This is a genomic window from Xylanimonas allomyrinae (assembly GCF_004135345.1).
GTDB classification, from domain to species: domain Bacteria; phylum Actinomycetota; class Actinomycetes; order Actinomycetales; family Cellulomonadaceae; genus Xylanimonas; species Xylanimonas allomyrinae.
The window spans coordinates 871,691-890,184 of record NZ_CP035495.1; the positions used below are offsets into that span (position 1 = coordinate 871,691).

Consider the following 18,494-nt stretch of genomic DNA (forward strand, 5'->3'; position numbering starts at 1 on the left):
TCACGCCCGACACCACGACCCGGACAGGGAGATCACTCATGGAGCTTCTGGGAATGCCGATCGACGTCGGCCTGGAGCGTTTCGTCCTCGCGCAGGCGTTCGGTCTGCTGACGCTCGTCTTCAACTTCTGGTCTTACCAGATGGAGGACCAGCGCAAGTACTTCTTGCGGTTCACCATCGGCAGCGCGTTCTGGCTGGCGATGTTCCTGACGATGGGGGCGCAGGTCCCCGTGATCCTCGTGGCGGTGTTCTCGACGCTGCGCGGGATCGTGTTCTGGTGGGCGCTGGGCGTGGACTCGCCGTGGCGGCGCATGCTCGCGCGCCGGGTCATGTACACGACGCTCGCGATCGCGTTCGTCTCGGCCGCCGTCGCCATTCCCGGCGCGCGTCCCGAGACGCGGCCGCTGCAGGTGCTGCTGCTGCTCGCCGTCGTGCTGTTCGTCGTCGGGCAGTACCTGCCAGGTGTGTACCTGGTGCGCGTCTTCGCGACCGTGTACGCGGTGGCGGTGCTGCTGCTCAACACGCCGCTGGACACGTTCAACCCCGTGGGCATCGTCATCGAGCTGAACAACCTCGTCGCGATCGCGGTGTTCTTCGTGCTCCTGAGCCGTAGACGCCGGGAACGCGCGCGGCTGGCGGCCGTCCCGCCGAAGGCGCTGGCGCTCGGCACGCCCGTGGCGGCCTGATGCGCCGACCGAGCGTTCCGCGACACGCCGGTGGGGAACCGGCGCGACACGCCGTGGCAGGATGACGGCCATGGCGCTCACGGCACAGGTCAAGGAAGAGCTCGCCCGGTTGCGCGTGACCCGCACTTCGAGCCGCAAGGCCGAGGTGTCGGCGATGCTGCGGTTCTCCGGGGGGCTGCACATCATCTCCGGTCGCGTGGTGGTCGAGGCGGAGCTCGACACCGAGTCGGTGGCGACGCGTCTGCGCGTCGCGATCGCCGAGCTCTACGGCCACCAGAGCGACCTCATCGTCGTCCAGGCCGGGGGTCTGCGGAAGAACAACCGGTATGTGGTGCGCGTGGTGCGTGAGGGCGAGTCGCTCGCCAGGCAGACCGGCCTTCTCGACCAGCGGGGCCGGCCGGTGCGCGGGCTCGCTCCCGACGTCGTGTCGGCCGGCGTGAGCGAGGCCGAGGCGGTGTGGCGTGGCGCGTTCCTCGCGCACGGTTCGCTCACCGAGCCGGGCCGGTCGATGGCCCTGGAGATCACGTGCCCCGGTCCGGAGGCGGCGCTGGCCCTCGTGGGGGCTGCCCGCCGGCTCGGTGTGCAGGGCAAGTCGCGTGAGGTGCGCAACGTGGACCGCGTCGTCGTCCGCGACGGAGAGGCGATCGGCGAGATGCTGCGGCGCATGGGCGCCACGTCGACGCTCATGGTGTGGGAGGAGCGGCGCGCGCGGCGCGAGGTGCGCGGGACCGCCAACCGCTTGGCGAACTTCGACGACGCGAACCTGCGCCGCTCGGCGCGGGCTGCCGTCGCCGCGGGCGCGCGTGTGCAGCGCGCGTTCGAGATCCTCGGCGACGAGGTGCCGGACCACCTGCGCGAAGCGGGAGAGCTGCGCCTGGCCAACAAGCAGGCCTCGCTCGAGGAGCTCGGGCAGCTCGCCGACCCGCCGCTGTCGAAGGACGCCGTCGCCGGGCGCATCCGCCGGCTGCTCTCGACGGCGGACAAACGTGCAATGGACCTCGGGATCCCGGACACCGAGGCCGACCTGAGTCTCGACCTTCTGGACCTGTGACCTGCACGGGGACCGGTGGACGGGCCGGGGTGTGACGCAGGTGACGCCGCGTGGTCCGACCACCTGCGCCACCCAGGCTCCCACGAGCCGCGAGAACCCTCCGGCCGGTATAGGCTCGTCCGCGTCAGGTGACGACGACGTGACCTTCCCCACGGGAATCGCGGGCCCCTAGAGTCTGCTGCCGAGGGGAGAGGTCCGCGAAGTCACCAGCGCGCTTTCCGCGCGCAGCCAGGCATCTACGTGTGCGTCGGGACGGCCCGGCGCGCCCCTGAGGAGGGCATTGTGACCATCCGCGTCGGGATCAACGGCTTCGGTCGTATCGGACGGAACTTCTACCGCGCCATCGTCGAGTCGGGTGCGGACATCGAGATCGTGGGCGTCAACGACCTCACCGACAACAAGACGCTGGCCCACCTGCTGAAGTACGACACGGTCCTGGGCCGTCTCGGCCAGACGGTGGACTTCGACGACGAGAACATCATCGTCGACGGCAAGAAGATCCGTGCCCTCGAGGAGCGCGACCCCGCGAAGCTGCCGTGGGCCGAGCTCGGCGCCGACATCGTCATCGAGTCGACCGGCTTCTTCACGGACGCCACCAAGGCCAAGGCCCACATCGAGGCCGGCGCCAAGAAGGTCATCATCTCCGCTCCGGCGAAGAACGAGGACGCCACGTTCGTCATGGGCGTGAACAGCGACCAGTACGACCCGGCCGCTCACCACATCATCTCGAACGCGTCGTGCACCACGAACTGCCTCGCCCCGCTGGCGAAGGCGCTCAACGACGCCATCGGCATCGAGCGTGGCCTCATGACCACGATCCACGCCTACACCGGCGACCAGAACCTGCAGGACGGGCCGCACCGCGACCTGCGCCGCGCCCGCGCCGCCGCGCAGAACATCGTGCCGACCTCGACGGGTGCCGCCAAGGCCGTCGCCCTCGTGCTCCCCGAGCTCAAGGGCAAGCTCGACGGCTTCGCGATGCGCGTGCCGACGATCACCGGCTCGGCCACCGACCTCACCTTCGAGGCCGGCACCGAGGTCACCGTCGAGTCCGTCAACGCTGCCGTCAAGGCCGCCGCCGAGGGCCCGCTCAAGGGCGTCCTGGCCTACGTCGAGGACGACATCGTCTCGTCGGACATCGTCACCGACCCGCACCAGTCGATCTTCGACGCCAAGCTGACCAAGGTCATCGGCAACCAGGTCAAGGTCGTCTCCTGGTACGACAACGAGTGGGGCTACTCCAACTCGCTCGTCGCGCTGACCCAGCTCGTGGGCGAGAAGCTCTGACTCTCGCGTAACCCAGCGTGAACCGAAGGCCGCGTGCGTGGCGCCGACCAGCTCGACCTTGGTGGTCGAGCCCGTCGGCACCGCACGCGGCCTTCGCCGTTCCGCACCCCTGACCACCCTCACACTCGACCATCAGGAGCACTTGTGAAGACCATCGCCTCCCTCGGCGACCTCACGGGCAAGAAGGTCCTCGTCCGTGCCGACTTCAACGTGCCGCTGTCCAAGGACGGCACGAAGACGATCACCGACGACGCTCGCATCGTCGCGGCCCTGCCGACGATCAACGCCCTGCTCGACGCCGGCGCGGCCGTCATCGTCATGGCCCACCTCGGCCGCCCGAAGCCCGTCGGCGAGTTCACCTTCGACGAGAACTTCACGCTGGCGCCGGTCGCCGCGCGCCTGTCGGAGCTGCTCGGCAAGCCCGTGCCGCTCGCCAAGGACCTGACCGGCCCGTCGGCCCAGGAGACGGTCGCCGCGCTCCAGCCGGGCGAGGTCGCCCTGCTCGAGAACGTCCGCATGGACCCGCGCGAGACGTCGAAGGTCGACGCCGAGCGTCAGGCCGAGGCGGCCGAGCTCGCACAGCTCGCCGACGTGTACGTGTCGGACGGCTTCGGCGTCGTCCACCGCAAGCAGGCCTCGGTGTACGACATCGCGCAGATCCTGCCTGCCGCGGCGGGCACGCTGGTCTTCAAGGAGGTCGACTCGCTGTCCAAGGCGACGACCGACCCCGAGCGGCCCTACGTCGTCGTCCTCGGCGGTTCCAAGGTCTCGGACAAGCTGGGCGTCATCTCGAACCTCATCGAGAAGGCCGACCGCCTGCTCATCGGCGGCGGCATGATGTTCACCTTCCTCAAGGCCCAGGGCCACGAGGTCGGTACGTCGCTGCTCGAGGAGGACCAGATCGAGACGGTCCGCAGCTACCTCGCCCGCGCCGCCGAGCGCGGTGTCGAGATCGTCCTTCCGATCGACGTCGTCGTCGCCGACGCGTTCGACGCCCCGGCTCCCGCCGGCGTCGTTCCGGCCGACGCGATCCCCGCCGACAAGATCGGCCTGGACATCGGCCCTGCCTCCGGCGAGCTGTTCGCCGCGAAGCTGGCCGACGCGAAGACGATCGCCTGGAACGGCCCCATGGGCGTGTTCGAGCGCGAGGAGTACGCGGGCGGCACGCGCGCCGTCATGGACGGCCTGATCGCGGCCGGCCGCAACGGCGCCTTCACGATCGTCGGCGGTGGCGACTCCGCGGCGGCAGTCAAGACGCTCGGCTACGACACCGCGGACTTCGGCCACATCTCGACCGGTGGTGGCGCGTCCCTCGAGCTGCTCGAGGGCAAGACGCTGCCGGGCATCGCGGTTCTGGAGGGCTGAGCATCATGACGAACCGCACCCCGCTCATGGCGGGCAACTGGAAGATGAACCTGGACCACCAGGAGGCCATCGCCACCGTCCAGAAGCTCGCCTGGACGCTCAAGGACGCCAAGCACGACTACGCGGCCGTCGAGGTCGTCGTCCTGCCGCCGTTCACCGACCTGCGCTCGGTCCAGACCCTGGTCGACGGTGACAAGCTGGACGTCAAGTACGGCGCCCAGGACGTCTCCAAGCACCCGCACGGCGCCTACACGGGCGAGATCTCGGCCACGATGCTGGCCAAGCTCGGCGTCTCGTACGTCGCCGTGGGCCACTCCGAGCGCCGCGAGTACCACGGCGAGTCGGACGCGCTGGTCAACGACAAGGTGCGCGTGCTGACTGCCGCGGGCCTGTCGCCCATCGTGTGCGTCGGGGAAGGCCTGGACATCCGCAAGGCCGGCGAGCACGTGGCCTACACGCTCGCGCAGATCGAGGCCGGCCTCGCCGACCTCACCGACGAGCAGCTCGCCAAGGTCGTCATCGCCTATGAGCCCGTGTGGGCCATCGGCACCGGCGAGGTCGCCACCCCGAGGACGCGCAGGAGGTCATCGGCGCGATCCGCGGCCAGCTCGCGGAGCAGTTCTCGCAGGACGTCGCGGACGCGACACGCATCCTGTACGGCGGCTCCGTCAAGTCGTCCAACGTCGCCGAGATCATGGCGAAGCCGGACATCGACGGAGCCCTGGTGGGCGGAGCGAGCCTCGACCCTGAGGAGTTCGCAAAGATCGTGCGCTTCCAGTCGCACGCCGTCTGACCCGTTTTCCGCACCTCAACCCTCAATCGGTGACGTGCGGCCCCGGATCTGCGGCCCCGGACTACCGGGGTTCGCTTCCAGGGCCGCACGTCGCCTAGGCTGGAGCCATGGACGTCCTTCGCATCATCCTCCAGGTCCTGCTGGTCTTGACCAGTGGGTTCCTCACCCTCCTGATCCTGCTCCACAAGGGCAAGGGTGGGGGTCTGTCCGACATGTTCGGCGGTGGCATCACCGCTGGGGCCGGCAGCTCCGGGGTGGCAGAGCGCAACCTCAACCGCATCACCGTCTCGTTCGCCGTCGTGTGGGCGATCGTGATCGTGCTGCTGGGACTCATCCAGAAGCTTGGCTGAGGCGAGTACGCTCGGGCTGACGTCCCCCGGCACTGGCGCCGGGACCGACTCGAAGGTGAGGTCGACCTGACATGGCTTCGACGGGTCATGTGATCCGGGGCTCGCGCGTAGGCGCGGGCCCGATGGGTGAAACAGAGCGGGGCGACGTTGCGCCTCGCACCCGCATCTCCTACTGGTGCGCGAACGGGCACGAGACGCAGCCGGCGTTCGCGGTCGGCTACGACTTCGAGCCTCCCGAGCAGTGGGAGTGCCCGCGTTGCGGGCTTCCCGCGGGCCTCGACAGGTCCGCGCCTCCGCCACCTGTGCACAACGAGCCCTACAAGACGCATCTCGCGTACGTGAAGGAGCGCCGCTCGGACGCCGAGGGCGCCGCCCTCCTCGACGAGGCGCTGAACGTGCTGCGCCGCCGCCGGGGCGAGGTCGCCTGACGGACGGCCCGTCGGGCGACCTCGTCGCCGCGGGCTCCTTTGTGGTGCCCGCTGACAGGGATGTCCGGCGACGCGACACGCCCGTGCAGCTACGGCGCGTCCGCCGACGCGGTGTCCAGCAGCCACAGCGTGCGGTGCGTGCCCCTGACCCCGGACGCCGGGACCTCGGCGACGGGCTGACCGGCAAGCGCTGAGGCGACCTGCTCGGCCTTCTCCGCGCCCGCCGCCACGACCCAGACCTGGCGTGCGGCGTTGATCGCCTCGAACGTGAGCGACACGCGCTCGGCCGGCGGCTTGGGCGAGCCGTGAACGCCGACCGCCGCACCCGTGGCCGCGAGCTCAGCGTGCCCAGGGAACAGCGAAGCCACGTGCCCATCGGGTCCCATCCCGAGCAGCAGCACGTCGAAGGCGGGGACGCGCCCGTCGTCGGCCTGAGCGGCGAGATCGGCGGCGTAGGCGGCGGCCGACGCGGCGGGGGAGCCGGCGACGTCTGGGCCCGCGATGGGGTGCACGTTCTCCGCGGGCAGGCCCGCGGTCGCCTCGAGCGCGTCGACCAGAGCCGCACGCGCCTGTGTCTCGTTCCGGTCGGGGTCGCCCGACGGGAGGAACCGCTCGTCACCCCACCACAGGTGGACCCCCGACCAGTCGACGGCCGCGAGCAGCGGGCTCTGCGCGGCGGCGGCCAGCGTCGCGATCCCGACCGTGCCGCCCGTCAGGACGACGTGGACGGGCCGGCGCACCGACTGCACGTCGAGGATCCGGGTCAGGAGCCGTGCCGCGGCGGCCTGGGCGAGCACGTCGGCGTCCGGGTGGACGACGACGAGCCGCCGGGTCACGCGGCGCCGCCCGGGGCGGCAGCGGCGACGGCGTCCACGAGCGGCAGGCCCTTGATGAGCGCCTCCTCGTAGATCTCGTCGGGGTCGAGTCTGCGCAGCTCCTCGATGAGCGCCTCGCTCAGCCTGCGGATCGGGAGCGCGATGCGCCTGTCGGGGAGCCGGCCTGCGAGATCGTCACGACACGGCCGTCGGGTCGGTCGAGCACGATGTTCCCGCCCTTGCGCTCGAGCGTCACTCGCGTGATCGCCGTCGCGCCGGGCTTGTGGACGATCCTCGCCGCGCAGCGCAGGCGGACGGCGAGCCAGCCTGCCAGCAGGTCGAGCGAGGTGTGGTTGCGTTCGCCCTCGATGACGACGCCGGTGACCGGCTCGTACGGCGGCTGCTCGAGCGCCGCGGCCAGGAGCCCGCGCCACAGCGTGACGCGAGCCCACGCCAGGTCGGTGTCGCCGGTCGCGTAGTGCATCCCGAGGGAGCGGATCATCGCCGTCGGCTCCGCGGCCATCACCGAGTCGGTGATGCGCCGCTGGGCGATCCGGCCGATCGGATGCTCGGCCGGGGTCTGCGGCGACTCGCGCGGCCACCACACGACGATCGGCGCGTCGGGCAAAAGCAGCGGCATCACGACGGCGTCGGGCTGCTCCTGGAGCGGGCCGGACGTGCGCAGGACGACCACCTCCGACGCCCCGGCGTCGCCGCCGACGCGGATCTGGGCGTCGAGCTGAGGCTCGGCCGTCACCGGCCCGGCCGACGCGAGCACCAGCACGCGGCACGGGTGCTCCCGGCTGGCGTCGTTCGCGGCCTCGACGGCCGCCTCGATGTCGGCCTCGTCGGCGATGACCACGAGCGTGAGCACGCGGCCGAGCGCGACGGCACCGCCCTCGTCGCGCAGGCTCACCAGCCGCTTGTCGACGGCGGTCGTGGTGGTCTTGGGCAGGTCGATGATCATGGACGCCTCCAGGCACGGCCGTCGCGGGCCATCATCGCGTCGGCCGAGGCGGGACCCCAGGTGCCGGCGGGGTACTGCTCGGGCTTGCCCTGCCGGGCCCAGTACGCGGTGATCGGGTCGAGGATCTTCCAGGACAGCTCGACCTCCTCACGCGTCGGGAACAGCGGGGGGTCGCCCAGCAGCACGTCGAGGATGAGGCGCTCGTACGCCTCGGGGGAGGACTCGGTGAACGCGTGCCCGTACCCGAAGTCCATCGTCACGTCACGCACCTCCATGGCGGTGCCGGGCACCTTGGCGCCGAAGCGCAGCGTGACGCCCTCGTCGGGCTGCACGCGGATGACGAGGGCGTTGTTGCCCAGGTCGGAGGTCAGGGACGACTCGAACGGCAGGTGCGGCGCCTTCTTGAAGACGACGGCGACCTCGGTGACGCGCCGGCCCAGCCGCTTGCCCGTGCGCAGGTAGAACGGCACTCCCGCCCAGCGGCGGTTGTCGACGTCGAGGCGCACGGCGGCGTAGGTCTCCGTCGTCGACTCGGGGTTGAACCCCTCCTCCTCGAGGAACCCGACGACCTTCTCCCCGCCCTGCCACGCCGCCGCGTACTGGCCGCGCGCGGTGTGCCGGCCCAGGTCGCGCGGCAGCCGCACGCACGACAGCGCCTTGATCTTCTCGGCGCGCAGCGCGTTCGCCTCGAAGTTCACGGGCTCTTCCATCGCGACCAGGGCGAGCAGCTGCAACAGGTGGTTCTGGATGACGTCGCGTGCCGCGCCGATGCCGTCGTAGTAGCCGGCACGGCCGCCGATGCCGATGTCCTCGGCCATCGTGATCTGCACGTGGTCGACGTAGTTGGCGTTCCAGATCGGCTCGAACATCTGGTTGGCGAAGCGCAGCGCCAGAAGGTTCTGCACCGTCTCCTTGCCCAGGTAGTGGTCGATGCGGAACACCGACTCCTGGTCGAACACCTCCGACACGACCGCGTCGAGCTCGCGCGCGCTGGCGAGGTCGTGCCCGAACGGCTTCTCGATGACGACGCGGCGCCACGCACCCTGCTGGGGCGTCGACAGGCCGTGCTTCTGGAGCTGGCTGACGACCGTCGGGAACGCGCTGGGCGGGATCGACAGGTAGAACGCGTGGTTGCCACCCGTGCCGCGCTCGGCGTCGAGGGACTCCACGGTCGAGCGGAGGGCGGCGAACGCGTCGTCGTCGTCGAACGCGCCCTGGACGAACCGGATGCCCTCGGCGAGCTGGCGCCACGTGGCCTCCCGGAACGGGGTGCGTGCGTGCTCGCGCACGGCGTCGTGCACCACCTGGGCGAAGTCCTCGTCCGCCCAGTCCCGGCGTGCGAAGCCCGTCAGGGCGAAGCCGGGCGGCAGCAGGCCTCGGTTGGCGAGGTCGTAGACGGCGGGCATGAGCTTCTTGCGGGACAGGTCACCCGTCACGCCGAAGATCACCAGCCCGCTCGGGCCGGCGATCCGCGGCAGGCGCAGGTCGCGCGGGTCGCGCAGCGGGTTGTGCCCCGCCGAGATCTTGGCGGGTCTCACCGTGCGCTGCCTGCGGCGTCGAGCCCGGCCTGCGTGGTCTGCAGGAGCTGCGACCAGCTCACCTCGAACTTCTCGACACCCTCGGCCTCGAGCTGGGTCGTGACGGCGTCGAGCGAGATCCCCTGCGCCTCGACGGCGGCGATGGCGGCTGCGGCGTCGTCGGCCGTGCCGGAGACGGTGTCGCCGATGACGATCCCGTGGTCGGCGAACGCGTCGAGCGTCGCCTCGGGCATGGTGTTGACCACGCCGGCCACGACGAGCTCGTCGACGTACATCGTGTCCCGGTAGTCGGGGTTCTTGACACCGGTCGAGGCCCACAGGGGGCGCTGCGGCTGCGCGCCCGCAGCGGCCAGCGCCTGCCAGCGTGCGCCCGCGACGACGTCCTCGTAGGCGGCGAAGGCCAGGCGCGCGTTGGCGATCGCGGCCTTGCCGCGCAGTGCGCGTGCCGCGTCCGTGCCGACGGCGTCGAGCGCCGCGTCCACCGCGGTGTCGACGCGCGAGACGAAGAACGAGGCGACCGAACCGATCGCGGCCAGGTCGTGCCCGTTCGCCCGCGCCTGCTCCAGGCCCGCGAGCCACGCGTCCAGCACGGCGCGATAGCGCTCGATCGAGAAGATGAGGGTGACGTTCACGGAGATGCCCTGGGCGAGCACGCGCGTGATGGCAGGCAGCCCCTCGACGGTCGCGGGGATCTTGATCATGACGTTCGGGCGGGCCACGGTCGCCCACAGGCGCTCGGCCGTGGCGACGGTCGCCTCGGTGTCGCGGGCCAGGCGCGGGTCGACCTCGATCGAGACGCGGCCGTCGACGGCGCGCGTCGCGTCGTAGACGGGGCGCAGCACGTCGGCCGCGTCGCGCACGTCGTCGGTGGTGATCCGCTCGACGGCGGCCTCGACGTCGGCGCCCGCCAGCGCGGCCAGCGCGTCGGCGTAGGCCTCGCCCTTGCTCAGGGCGGCCGCGAAGATCGTCGGGTTGGTGGTGACACCCACCACGTCCTTCTCGGCGACGAGCCGCGCGAGGTTGCCCGTCGTCAGGCGCTCGCGGGACAGGTCGTCGAGCCAGATGGACACGCCGGACTCGGAGAGGCGGTGGGTGGGACGGGTGTCGGCGGAGGGGGTCATACGGGGTCGGACCTTCCTTTCGTGGAGCCGGTCCCCGTGGATGCGGCGGCGGCCGGCTGGGTCTCTCCGATGATGGCGAAGGCCGGCCCGCGTGGTCGGGCCGGCCTTCGCCGTCAGGTCACGCCTGCGCGGCCGCGATCGACTCGCGGGCAGCGGTCGCCACGGCCTCAGCCGTGATCCCGAACTCGCGGTACAGCGTCTCGGCCGGGGCCGAGGCGCCGTAGTGCTCGAGCGAGACCGAGCGGCCGGCATCCCCGACGATACCGGCCCAGCCGAGCCCGATGCCCGCCTCGACCGAGACGCGCGCCTTCACGCCCGCCGGCAGCACCGACTCGCGGTACTCGTCCGACTGCCGGGCGAACCACTCGAGCGACGGCGCCGAGACCACACGGGCCTGGATGCCCTCGGCCGCGAGGGCCTCGCGCGCCTGGACGGCGAGCTGCACCTCGGAGCCGGTGCCGATGAGGATGACGTCCGGCGTGCCGTCGGTGTCGAGCAGCGTGTAGGCGCCCTTGAGGACGCCGTCGGCCGGGGCGTAGCCCTGCTCGCCACGCGGGAACGTCGGCAGGTTCTGGCGCGAGAGGATCAGGCCGGCCGGGTTGGTGGTGTTCTCCAGGATGCCGCGCCACGCCCAGGCGGTCTCGTTGGCGTCCGCCGGACGCACGATGTCGAGGCCGGGGATCGCGCGGTAGGCCCACAGGTGCTCGACCGGCTGGTGCGTCGGGCCGTCCTCGCCGAGGCCGATCGAGTCGTGGGTCCACACGAAGATCGACGGCGTCTGCATGAGGGCCGCGAGACGCACGGCGCCGCGCATGTAGTCGGCGAACTGGAAGAACGTGCCGCCGTACGGGCGGGTCAGGCCGTGCAGGGCGATGCCGTTGAGGATCGCGCCCATGCCGTGCTCGCGGATGCCGAAGTGAAGGGTGCGGCCGTAGACGTCGCCCTTCCACGTGCGGGTCTGGTGGTTCGGGGTGATGAACGACGGCTCGCCGTCCATGGTCGTGTTGTTCGAGCCGGCGAGGTCGGCCGAACCGCCCCACAGCTCGGGCAGCACGGGGGCCAGCGCGGTCAGCGTCTTGCCCGAGGCGACGCGCGTGGCGACGCCCTTCGGGTCGGCCGGGAACACGGGCAGCGCGGACTCCCAGCCCTCGGGCAGCTGCTTGGCGCTCAGACGCTCCAGCAGCGCCGCGGCCTGCGGGTTGGCCGACTTCCAGGCGGCGAACGCCTCGTCCCAGGCGGCACGCTCGGTGGCGTGGCGCTCGGCGATGCCGCGCGTGTACTTGAGCACGTCGTCGTCGATCTGGAACGACTTCGTGGCGTCGAGGCCCAGGATCTCCTTGAGGCCGGCGACCTCGTCGGCGCCGAGCGCCGAGCCGTGGATCGCGTAGGTGTCCTGCTTCTTGGGCGACGGCCAGCCGATGATCGTGCTCAGGCGGATCAGCGTGGGCTTGCCGGTCTCGGCCTTGGCGGCCTCGATCGCCGCGGCCAGGGCAGCGACGTCCTCGGTGTAGCCCGCGCCCCCGTTGGTCCAGTCGACGTGCAGCGTCTGCCAGCCGTAGGCCTCGTACCGCTTGACGACGTCCTCGGAGAACGAGATGTCGGTCTGGTCCTCGATCGAGATGCGGTTGTCGTCCCAGATGACGATGAGGTTGCCCAGCTCCTGGTGGCCGGCGAGCGAGCCGGCCTCGGCCGTCACGCCCTCCTGGAGGTCGCCGTCGCCCGCGATGACGTACACGTGGTGGTCGAACGGCGAGGTGCCCGGGGCGGCGGCGGGGTCGAGCAGGCCGCGCTCGCGGCGCGAGGCGAAGGCGAATCCGGTCGCGGCGGCCAGGCCCTGGCCCAGCGGGCCGGTCGTGATCTCCACGCCGGCCGTGTGGCCGACCTCGGGGTGGCCGGGGGTCTTGGAGCCCCACTGGCGCAGCGCCGCGATGTCGTCGAGCTCCAGGCCGTAGCCGGCCAGGAAGAGCTGGAGGTAGATGGTCAGCGAGGAGTGGCCCGCCGAGAGGATGAACCGGTCGCGGCCGACCCACTGGGGGTTCGCGGGGTCGTGGCGCATGACCTTCTGGAACAGGAGGTATGCGGCCGGGGCGAGGGAGATCGCCGTGCCGGGGTGGCCGTTGCCGGCCTTCTCGACGGCATCGGCAGCCATCGCCTTGACGGCCGTGACCGCGCGGTCGTCGAGCTCGGTCCACTCGAGCGGCGTCAGTGCGGGGTCGAACGTGCTCACGAATGCCTCTTTCCTGTCCAGGGCATCGCGGCCCCGGGGTCATGTTCGGGTTGCCCCTTCGAGTGCCGACGCGCAGCGTCCCTGACGAACTCCAGGCGGGCGAACTCCAGGTGGGCCCTCGGCCTCGGCGGCGGCCAGGTGCGGGTCCAGCGTATATCGCACACGCACGCACGCAGGGTTGCTGTCCGCATGCACCCCGGTGCACGGCCTGAACAGTCGCGGGATGCTCGTTGTTCCCTGTCCAGGACGGGAAGGCGTCACATCGGACCCGACACCCGCGAGGGCGCCGCGGCCGTAGGATGTGGCTGAAACCCCACCCCACGAGAACGGAACTCGCGCGCGTGACCACGAGCCCGACCGCCCCGGTCACCTGCGCGACCGGGTGGGCGCCTATGTCGCCCTCACCAAGCCGCGCATCATCGAACTGCTCCTGGTCACGACGATCCCCACGATGTTCCTTGCCGAGCGCGGCCTGCCCGACGTCTGGCTCGTCCTCGCCACACTCGTCGGCGGCGCGTTCGCCGCCGGGTCGGCCAACGCGTTCAACTGCTACTACGACCGTGACATCGACGCGCTCATGAGCCGCACGAAGCGGCGTCCGCTCGTGACGGGTGAGATCAGCCCGCGCAACGGCCTCATCTTCGCGACGGCGCTCGGCGTCGTCTCGCTCGTGTGGTTCGCGTTCCTGGTCAACCCGTTCTCCGCCTGGCTCACCTTCGCCGCGATCGCGCTCTACGTCGTCTTCTACACCATGATCCTCAAGCGGCGGACGTCGCAGAACATCGTGTGGGGCGGCGTCGCGGGCTGCATGCCCGTGTTCATCGGGTGGGCGGCCGTGACGGGCAGCCTGAGCTGGGCGCCCGTCGCGCTCTTCGGCGTCATCTTCTTCTGGACGCCGCCGCACTACTGGCCGCTGTCGGTGAAGTTCAAGAAGGACTACGCCGCGGCAGGCGTCCCCATGCTGCCCGTCGTCGCCTCGGACCGGCGCGTCGCGGTCGAGATGGTGGTCTACACCGTGGCGATGGTCGCGTGCTCGTTCGCGCTCGTGCCGCTCGCCGGCATGACCTGGGTCTACACGACCGTCGCCGCGGTGCTCGCCCTGTGGTTCGGGTGGCACACCTGGCTGCTGCTCGACCACGCGCGCCACGGACGCCCCCGGGCAGGCAAGATCGCGATGAACGTCTTCCACGCCTCGATCACCTACCTCACGGTCCTGTTCGTCGCGGTGGCCGTGGACGTGTTCCTCCCGTTCTAGAGCAGCGTCTGCGCGCAGCGCTCGGGCGCCGTCCAGGGCGCCCGCCGACGGCGTGGGCAGGTGACTGGGGCCGGTGAGGCAGCCATCATGAGCCCGTGAGCAGCAACGTCGTCGCGGCAACGGGGTCCCCGCAGACCCCCGGCGCGACGCGCTCGGAGCCCTGGGGTGCCGTCACCGGCCCGCTGGAGACGGCGCTCGACGACTACCTCGCCCACCTGCGCGTCGAGCGCGGGCTGTCGGCGAACACGACGGCCGCCTACCGCCGCGACCTTGGCCGGTACCTGCGACACCTCGAGGCAACCGGCCGCACCACCCTCAGCAGCGTGCGCGAGGACGACGTCACCGCGTACGTCACCGCCGTGCGCACGGGCTCCGACGGCGGCACGCGCCTGTCGCCGTCGTCGACGGCGCGAGCGCTGGCCGCGGTGCGCGGCTGGCACCGGTTCGCCCACGCAGAAGGTCTCTCCTCGCAGGACCCGGCCGCCGAGGTGCGCGCACCCACGCAGCTGCGGCGCCTGCCGCACGCACTGAGCGTCGACGCGGTCACCCGCCTGCTCGACGCGGCCGGGCAGGGCGAGGGCCCCGTCGCGCTGCGCGACCGGGCGCTGCTCGAGATGCTCTACTCCACCGGCGGGCGCATCAGCGAGGTCGTGGGCCTCGACGTCGACGCCCTCGGCTGGCTCGACGCCGCGCCCGGGACCGACCCCGGCGCGTCGGGCGTCGTGCGCCTGCTCGGCAAGGGGGACAAGGAGCGCGTCGTCCCCGTCGGGTCGTACGCCCGCGACGCGCTCGACGCCTACCTCGTCCGGGCGCGACCGGCGCTCGCCGCGGCCGGGACCGGCGTGCCGGCGCTGTTCCTCAACACGCGAGGGCGGCGGCTGTCGCGACAGTCGGCGTGGGCGGTGCTTCAGGCGGCGTCGCAGCGCGCGCAGCTCGAGCACGTCTCGCCCCACACGCTGCGCCACTCGTTCGCCACGCACCTGCTGCAGGGCGGTGCCGACGTGCGCGTCGTCCAGGAGCTGCTCGGGCACGCGTCCGTCACCACGACGCAGATCTACACCATGGTCACGCCTGACACCCTGCGCGAGGTCTACGCCGCGACACACCCGCGTGCACTCTGAGCGGCACGCCGGGCCGGTCCCGAGGTCGTGGGGAAGTGCTGCGGTAGCGTGGCGCGCGTGAGCGATGCACTGGGGAACGACACCTTGTTCGCGCCCGCCGCCACCGAGGCCGAGGAGCGGCGGGACGCCGTGGGGCGCGAGCTGCCCCACTTCCCTGATCCTGCCCCGCTGGCGGGGCACGGCCCTGCCCGCATCATCGCGATGTGCAACCAGAAGGGCGGCGTCGGCAAGACGACGACGACGATCAACCTGGGCGCGGCGCTCGCCGAGTACGGGCGGCGCGTGCTGCTGGTCGACTTCGACCCGCAGGGAGCCGCGTCCGTGGGCGTCGGCGTCAACCCGCACGAGCTCGAGCTGAGCGTCTACAACCTGATCATGGAGCGCACGGTCCAGGCGACCGACGTGATCCGGGAGACGACGATCGAGAACCTCGACGTGCTGCCGGCCAACATCGACCTGTCGGCGGCCGAGGTGCAGCTGGTCGGCGAGGTGGCCCGGGAGTCGGTGCTCGCGCGCGCGCTGCGGCCCGTTCTCGACCGGTACGACGTCATCCTGGTCGACTGCCAGCCGTCGCTGGGCCTGCTCACCGTCAACGCGCTGACCGCCGCGCACGGCGTGCTCATCCCGCTGGAGTGCGAGTTCTTCGCGCTGCGCGGCGTCGCGCTGCTGGTCGAGACCATCGAGAAGGTGCGCGACCGCCTCAACCCGGGGCTGGAGATCGACGGCATCCTTCCGACCATGTACGACTCTCGGACCCTTCACTCGCGCGAGGTCGTCGCGCGCGTCCACGAGGCCTTCGGCAGCACGCTGCTGCACACCGTCATCGGGCGCACCGTGAAGTTCCCGGACGCGTCGGTCGCCGCGGAGCCCATCACCGCGTACGCCCCGAACCACCCCGGTGCGGTGGCCTACCGCCAGCTCGCCCGCGAGCTCGTGGCGCGCGGGGACGCCGCCTGAACGCAGCCGTGGCCTCGGGCGAGGTCGTGATGGAGTCGCAGGAGCCGCACCGCGCGGGGGGCGCCTCGCGGTCCTTCGAGGTTCACCTGGCCAACTTCAGCGGTCCGTTCGACCTGCTGCTGAGCCTCATCGCGAAGCACGAGCTCGACGTCACCGAGGTCGCGCTCGCCGTCGTGACCGACGAGTTCGTGGCGTACACCCGAGCGTCCCCGCAATGGGATCTCGGCACGGCCTCGGAGTTCCTGGTCATCGCGGCGACGCTGCTGGACCTCAAGGCCGCCCGGCTGCTGCCGGGGTTGGCCGAGCAGGACGTCGAGGACCTGGAGCTGCTGGAGGCGCGCGACCTGCTGTTCGCGCGGCTGCTGCAGTACCGCGCCTACAAGGAGGTGGCCGCAGTGCTCGCCGAGCGGCTCGCCACCGAGGGGCGGCGGGTGCCCCGGTCGGTCCCGCTCGAGCCCGAGCAGGTGGCGCTGCTGCCCGAGCTGGTCTGGACGCTCACGCCCGAGCGGCTCGCCGAGCTCGCGGCCCGGGCGCTGACGCCCAAGGCGCCGCCCGTCGTCTCGCTGACGCACCTGCACGCGCCCGCGGTCAGCGTGCGCGAGCAGGCGGCGATCGTCGTCGGGCGGCTGCGGCGCGAGCACGCCGTCACGTTCCGGTCGCTCGCCGCGGGGGAGGAGCGGCTCGTCGTCGTGGCGCGCTTCCTCGCGCTGCTGGAGCTGTTCCGCAGCGGGCAGGTCGCGTTCGAGCAGGCCGCCGCGCTGGGCGAGCTGACGGTGCGGTGGACGGGGGACGCCGACGCCGCCTGGGGCGAGGACTTCGAGGAGTTCGACGGCGACACCCAGGAGGCCCGCGCATGACGCACCCCCCACTGCCCGCGCCCGGCGTGCGGCCCGAGAGCGGCGGTCCCGCGTCCGACGGCGAGACGCAGGCCGCAGCGCCCCACGACCAGCCGGCCGGCACGGACGGGACGGTCGAGATCGACGTCGGCGCGCTTCCCGGAGGCGCCGAGGCCGCGCTGGAGGCCGTGCTCATGGTCGCCGACACGCCCGTGAGCGCCGAACGGCTCGCGGCGATCGTCGAGCTGCCCGTGGGCGACGTCGTCGGGATGCTGCAGGGGCTCGCCGCCGAGTACCGCGGCGAGGGCGGAGCGCGCCCGCGCGGGTTCGAGCTGCGGGAGGGGGCGCAGGGCTGGCGCGTCTACTCGGCGCCGGCACACGCCGACGTCGTCGCCCGCCTCGTGCTGGAGGGCCAGACGGCGCGGCTGAGCCAGGCCGCCTTGGAGACCCTGGCCGTCATCGCGTACCGTCAGCCGGTCACGCGCGGGCAGGTGTCCGCGGTGCGCGGCGTGAACGTCGACGGCGTGGTGCGCACCTTGCTCGCTCGCGGGCTGGTCGCGGAGGTGGGGCACGACCCGCTCACCGGGGCCGTCCTGTTCGCCACGACGGGCGACTTCCTGGACCGGATGGGCTGGCATTCTCTCGACGAGCTGCCGCCGATCGCACCACACCTGCCCGGCATCGACGCGCTGAGCGCGCTGACCGAGTCCGACGGCTGAGAGAATCACCCCATGAGCCCCACCCCTCCGCGCCGCGGCGCTTCCGGCGCCGGCGCGCCCCGACGCGGCGGCGCACCCGGTCGCGGCACGCAGCGCCCGCAGCGTCCCCAGCGCCCGCAGTCCCCGCGCCCTGCGCGTCCCGCGCGTCCCGCGCAGCCCCCGTGGACGTCCACGTGCCCGACGGCGTCCGCCTCCAGAAGGTGCTCGCCCAGGCCGGGTACGGCTCGCGCCGCAAGGCCGAGGAGCTCATCGCGGACGGCCGGGTGAGCGTCGACGGGCAGATCGTCATCGAGCTCGGCGTGCGCGTCGACCCGGCGAAGAACGTCATCCACGTCGACGGCATGCGCGTGCAGCTCGACTCCTCGAAGATCACGCTCGCGGCCAACAAGCCCTTCGGCATGCTCTCCGCGATGGAGGACGCGCAGGGGCGCCCGACGCTCTCCGACCTCGTGCGCAACCGCGAGGAGCGCCTCTTTCACGTGGGCCGCCTCGACGCCGACTCCGAGGGTCTGATCCTGCTGACCAACGACGGCGAGCTCGCCAACCGCCTCGCGCACCCGAAGTACGAGGTGCCCAAGACGTACCTGGTCACCGTCTCGGGCGGCGAGGTCTACCCGCGCATCCTCAAGGCGCTGCTCGACGGCGTCGATCTGGAGGACGGTCCCGCGCGCATGGACAAGGTCAAGATCGTCCAGCCGCTCGGCGACGTCACCATGGTCGAGGTCGTGCTGCACGAGGGCCGCCACCGCATCGTGCGGCGCATGTTCGAGGCGGTCGGCCGCCCCGTCGAGCGCCTGGTGCGCACCCGCATCGGCCCGATCGCGCTGGGCGACCAGCGCCCCGGCACCACGCGCGTGCTCGGCCGCACCGAGCTGGGCAGCCTCATGGCCGCCGTGGACCTGTGAGCCGCACCGTGACCACCAAGGAGAACACCCCCGTGCTGACCATCGCCGTCGACGGGCCGTCCGGCTCGGGCAA

The 18,494-nt window shown here is 71.9% G+C and carries 17 protein-coding genes and 1 pseudogene; 13 read left to right on the forward strand and 5 right to left on the reverse strand.

Annotated elements, in window-relative coordinates:
* Positions 1–38 precede the first annotated feature (38 nt).
* The 7 genes and pseudogenes from ET495_RS03885 (at position 39) to ET495_RS03915 (ending at position 5,960) form a co-directional block, all read left to right on the forward strand.
* A complete protein-coding gene (locus tag ET495_RS03885) occupies positions 39–686 on the forward strand; it encodes a YgjV family protein (protein WP_129202756.1) in 648 nt (215 codons plus the stop codon).
* Positions 687–756: 70 nt separating this feature from the next.
* Positions 757–1,737: a DNA-binding protein WhiA gene (whiA, locus tag ET495_RS03890; RefSeq protein ID WP_129202758.1), complete on the forward strand. Its 981-nt coding sequence runs from the start codon at positions 757–759 to the stop codon at positions 1,735–1,737.
* A 282-nt stretch (positions 1,738–2,019) separates the two neighbouring features.
* On the forward strand, positions 2,020–3,024 hold the full coding sequence (gene gap, locus ET495_RS03895; protein ID WP_129202760.1) for a type I glyceraldehyde-3-phosphate dehydrogenase: 1,005 nt from the start codon (positions 2,020–2,022) through the stop codon (positions 3,022–3,024).
* A gap of 144 nt (positions 3,025–3,168) precedes the next feature.
* Positions 3,169–4,389 carry a phosphoglycerate kinase gene (locus tag ET495_RS03900; RefSeq protein ID WP_129202762.1) on the forward strand — a complete coding sequence of 407 codons (1,221 nt, stop codon included), beginning with the start codon at positions 3,169–3,171 and terminating at the stop codon, positions 4,387–4,389.
* Positions 4,390–4,394: 5 nt separating this feature from the next.
* A pseudogene (gene tpiA / locus ET495_RS03905) lies at positions 4,395–5,182 on the forward strand (triose-phosphate isomerase).
* Positions 5,183–5,289: 107 nt separating this feature from the next.
* Complete coding sequence (gene secG / locus ET495_RS03910) at positions 5,290–5,532, forward strand: preprotein translocase subunit SecG (protein ID WP_129202764.1); 243 nt, start codon at positions 5,290–5,292, stop codon at positions 5,530–5,532.
* Between the two features lie 122 nt (positions 5,533–5,654).
* Positions 5,655–5,960 carry an RNA polymerase-binding protein RbpA gene (locus ET495_RS03915; protein ID WP_425471194.1) on the forward strand — a complete coding sequence of 102 codons (306 nt, stop codon included), beginning with the start codon at positions 5,655–5,657 and terminating at the stop codon, positions 5,958–5,960.
* An 89-nt stretch (positions 5,961–6,049) separates the two neighbouring features.
* On the opposite strand, the gene pgl is transcribed toward ET495_RS03915, so the two are convergent.
* The 5 genes from pgl to tkt all read right to left on the reverse strand — a co-directional run bounded on the left by pgl (position 6,050) and on the right by tkt (position 12,628).
* Positions 6,050–6,796, reverse strand: coding sequence for a 6-phosphogluconolactonase (gene pgl / locus ET495_RS03920; protein WP_129202768.1), 747 nt, complete (start codon positions 6,794–6,796; stop codon positions 6,050–6,052).
* Between the two features lie 118 nt (positions 6,797–6,914).
* Complete coding sequence (locus ET495_RS03925) at positions 6,915–7,742, reverse strand: glucose-6-phosphate dehydrogenase assembly protein OpcA (RefSeq protein WP_342770147.1); 828 nt, start codon at positions 7,740–7,742, stop codon at positions 6,915–6,917.
* Positions 7,739–9,280 carry a glucose-6-phosphate dehydrogenase gene (zwf, locus tag ET495_RS03930; RefSeq protein ID WP_129202770.1) on the reverse strand — a complete coding sequence of 514 codons (1,542 nt, stop codon included), beginning with the start codon at positions 9,278–9,280 and terminating at the stop codon, positions 7,739–7,741. Before zwf ends, ET495_RS03925 begins: the two co-directional genes overlap by 4 nt.
* The gene (gene tal, locus ET495_RS03935) at positions 9,277–10,401 is read right to left on the reverse strand and encodes a transaldolase (RefSeq protein ID WP_129202772.1); all 1,125 of its coding nucleotides are present in this window, start codon (positions 10,399–10,401) and stop codon (positions 9,277–9,279) included. Before tal ends, zwf begins: the two co-directional genes overlap by 4 nt.
* Positions 10,402–10,519: 118 nt before the next feature.
* On the reverse strand, positions 10,520–12,628 hold the full coding sequence (gene tkt / locus ET495_RS03940; RefSeq protein WP_129202774.1) for a transketolase: 2,109 nt from the start codon (positions 12,626–12,628) through the stop codon (positions 10,520–10,522).
* 301 nt (positions 12,629–12,929) lie between these two features.
* Here tkt and ET495_RS03945 point away from each other — a divergent pair, with 301 nt between their 5' ends.
* The 6 genes from ET495_RS03945 (at position 12,930) to ET495_RS03970 (ending at position 18,421) form a co-directional block, all read left to right on the forward strand.
* Complete coding sequence (locus tag ET495_RS03945) at positions 12,930–13,883, forward strand: heme o synthase (RefSeq protein WP_129202776.1); 954 nt, start codon at positions 12,930–12,932, stop codon at positions 13,881–13,883.
* A gap of 182 nt (positions 13,884–14,065) precedes the next feature.
* A complete protein-coding gene (locus ET495_RS03950; RefSeq protein ID WP_211340956.1) occupies positions 14,066–15,004 on the forward strand; it encodes a site-specific tyrosine recombinase XerD in 939 nt (312 codons plus the stop codon).
* 84 nt (positions 15,005–15,088) lie between these two features.
* Entirely contained in the window at positions 15,089–15,961 is an 873-nt protein-coding gene (locus ET495_RS03955; protein ID WP_129205874.1) for a ParA family protein, read from the forward strand.
* Between the two features lie 29 nt (positions 15,962–15,990).
* Positions 15,991–16,818, forward strand: coding sequence for a segregation and condensation protein A (locus tag ET495_RS03960; protein WP_129202780.1), 828 nt, complete (start codon positions 15,991–15,993; stop codon positions 16,816–16,818).
* Positions 16,815–17,516 carry an SMC-Scp complex subunit ScpB gene (scpB, locus tag ET495_RS03965; RefSeq protein ID WP_129202782.1) on the forward strand — a complete coding sequence of 234 codons (702 nt, stop codon included), beginning with the start codon at positions 16,815–16,817 and terminating at the stop codon, positions 17,514–17,516. The genes ET495_RS03960 and scpB overlap by 4 nt, the downstream gene beginning before the upstream one ends.
* Positions 17,517–17,677: 161 nt before the next feature.
* Complete coding sequence (locus ET495_RS03970) at positions 17,678–18,421, forward strand: pseudouridine synthase (RefSeq protein WP_245993301.1); 744 nt, start codon at positions 17,678–17,680, stop codon at positions 18,419–18,421.
* Positions 18,422–18,494 lie beyond the last annotated feature (73 nt).

Excerpts from the sequence above, each read along its gene's own strand:
- ET495_RS03960 (WP_129202780.1), top strand. The coding sequence starts at position 15,991 with ATGGAGTCGCAGGAGCCGCACCGCGCGGGGGGCGCCTCGCGGTCCTTC.
- ET495_RS03885 (WP_129202756.1), top strand. The coding sequence starts at position 39 with ATGGAGCTTCTGGGAATGCCGATCGACGTCGGCCTGGAGCGTTTCGTC.
- scpB (WP_129202782.1), top strand. The coding sequence starts at position 16,815 with ATGACGCACCCCCCACTGCCCGCGCCCGGCGTGCGGCCCGAGAGCGGC.
- secG (WP_129202764.1), top strand. The coding sequence starts at position 5,290 with ATGGACGTCCTTCGCATCATCCTCCAGGTCCTGCTGGTCTTGACCAGT.
- tal (WP_129202772.1), bottom strand. The coding sequence starts at position 10,401 with ATGACCCCCTCCGCCGACACCCGTCCCACCCACCGCCTCTCCGAGTCC.
- whiA (WP_129202758.1), top strand. The coding sequence starts at position 757 with ATGGCGCTCACGGCACAGGTCAAGGAAGAGCTCGCCCGGTTGCGCGTG.
- ET495_RS03915 (WP_425471194.1), top strand. The coding sequence starts at position 5,655 with ATGGGTGAAACAGAGCGGGGCGACGTTGCGCCTCGCACCCGCATCTCC.
- ET495_RS03925 (WP_342770147.1), bottom strand. The coding sequence starts at position 7,742 with ATGATCATCGACCTGCCCAAGACCACCACGACCGCCGTCGACAAGCGG.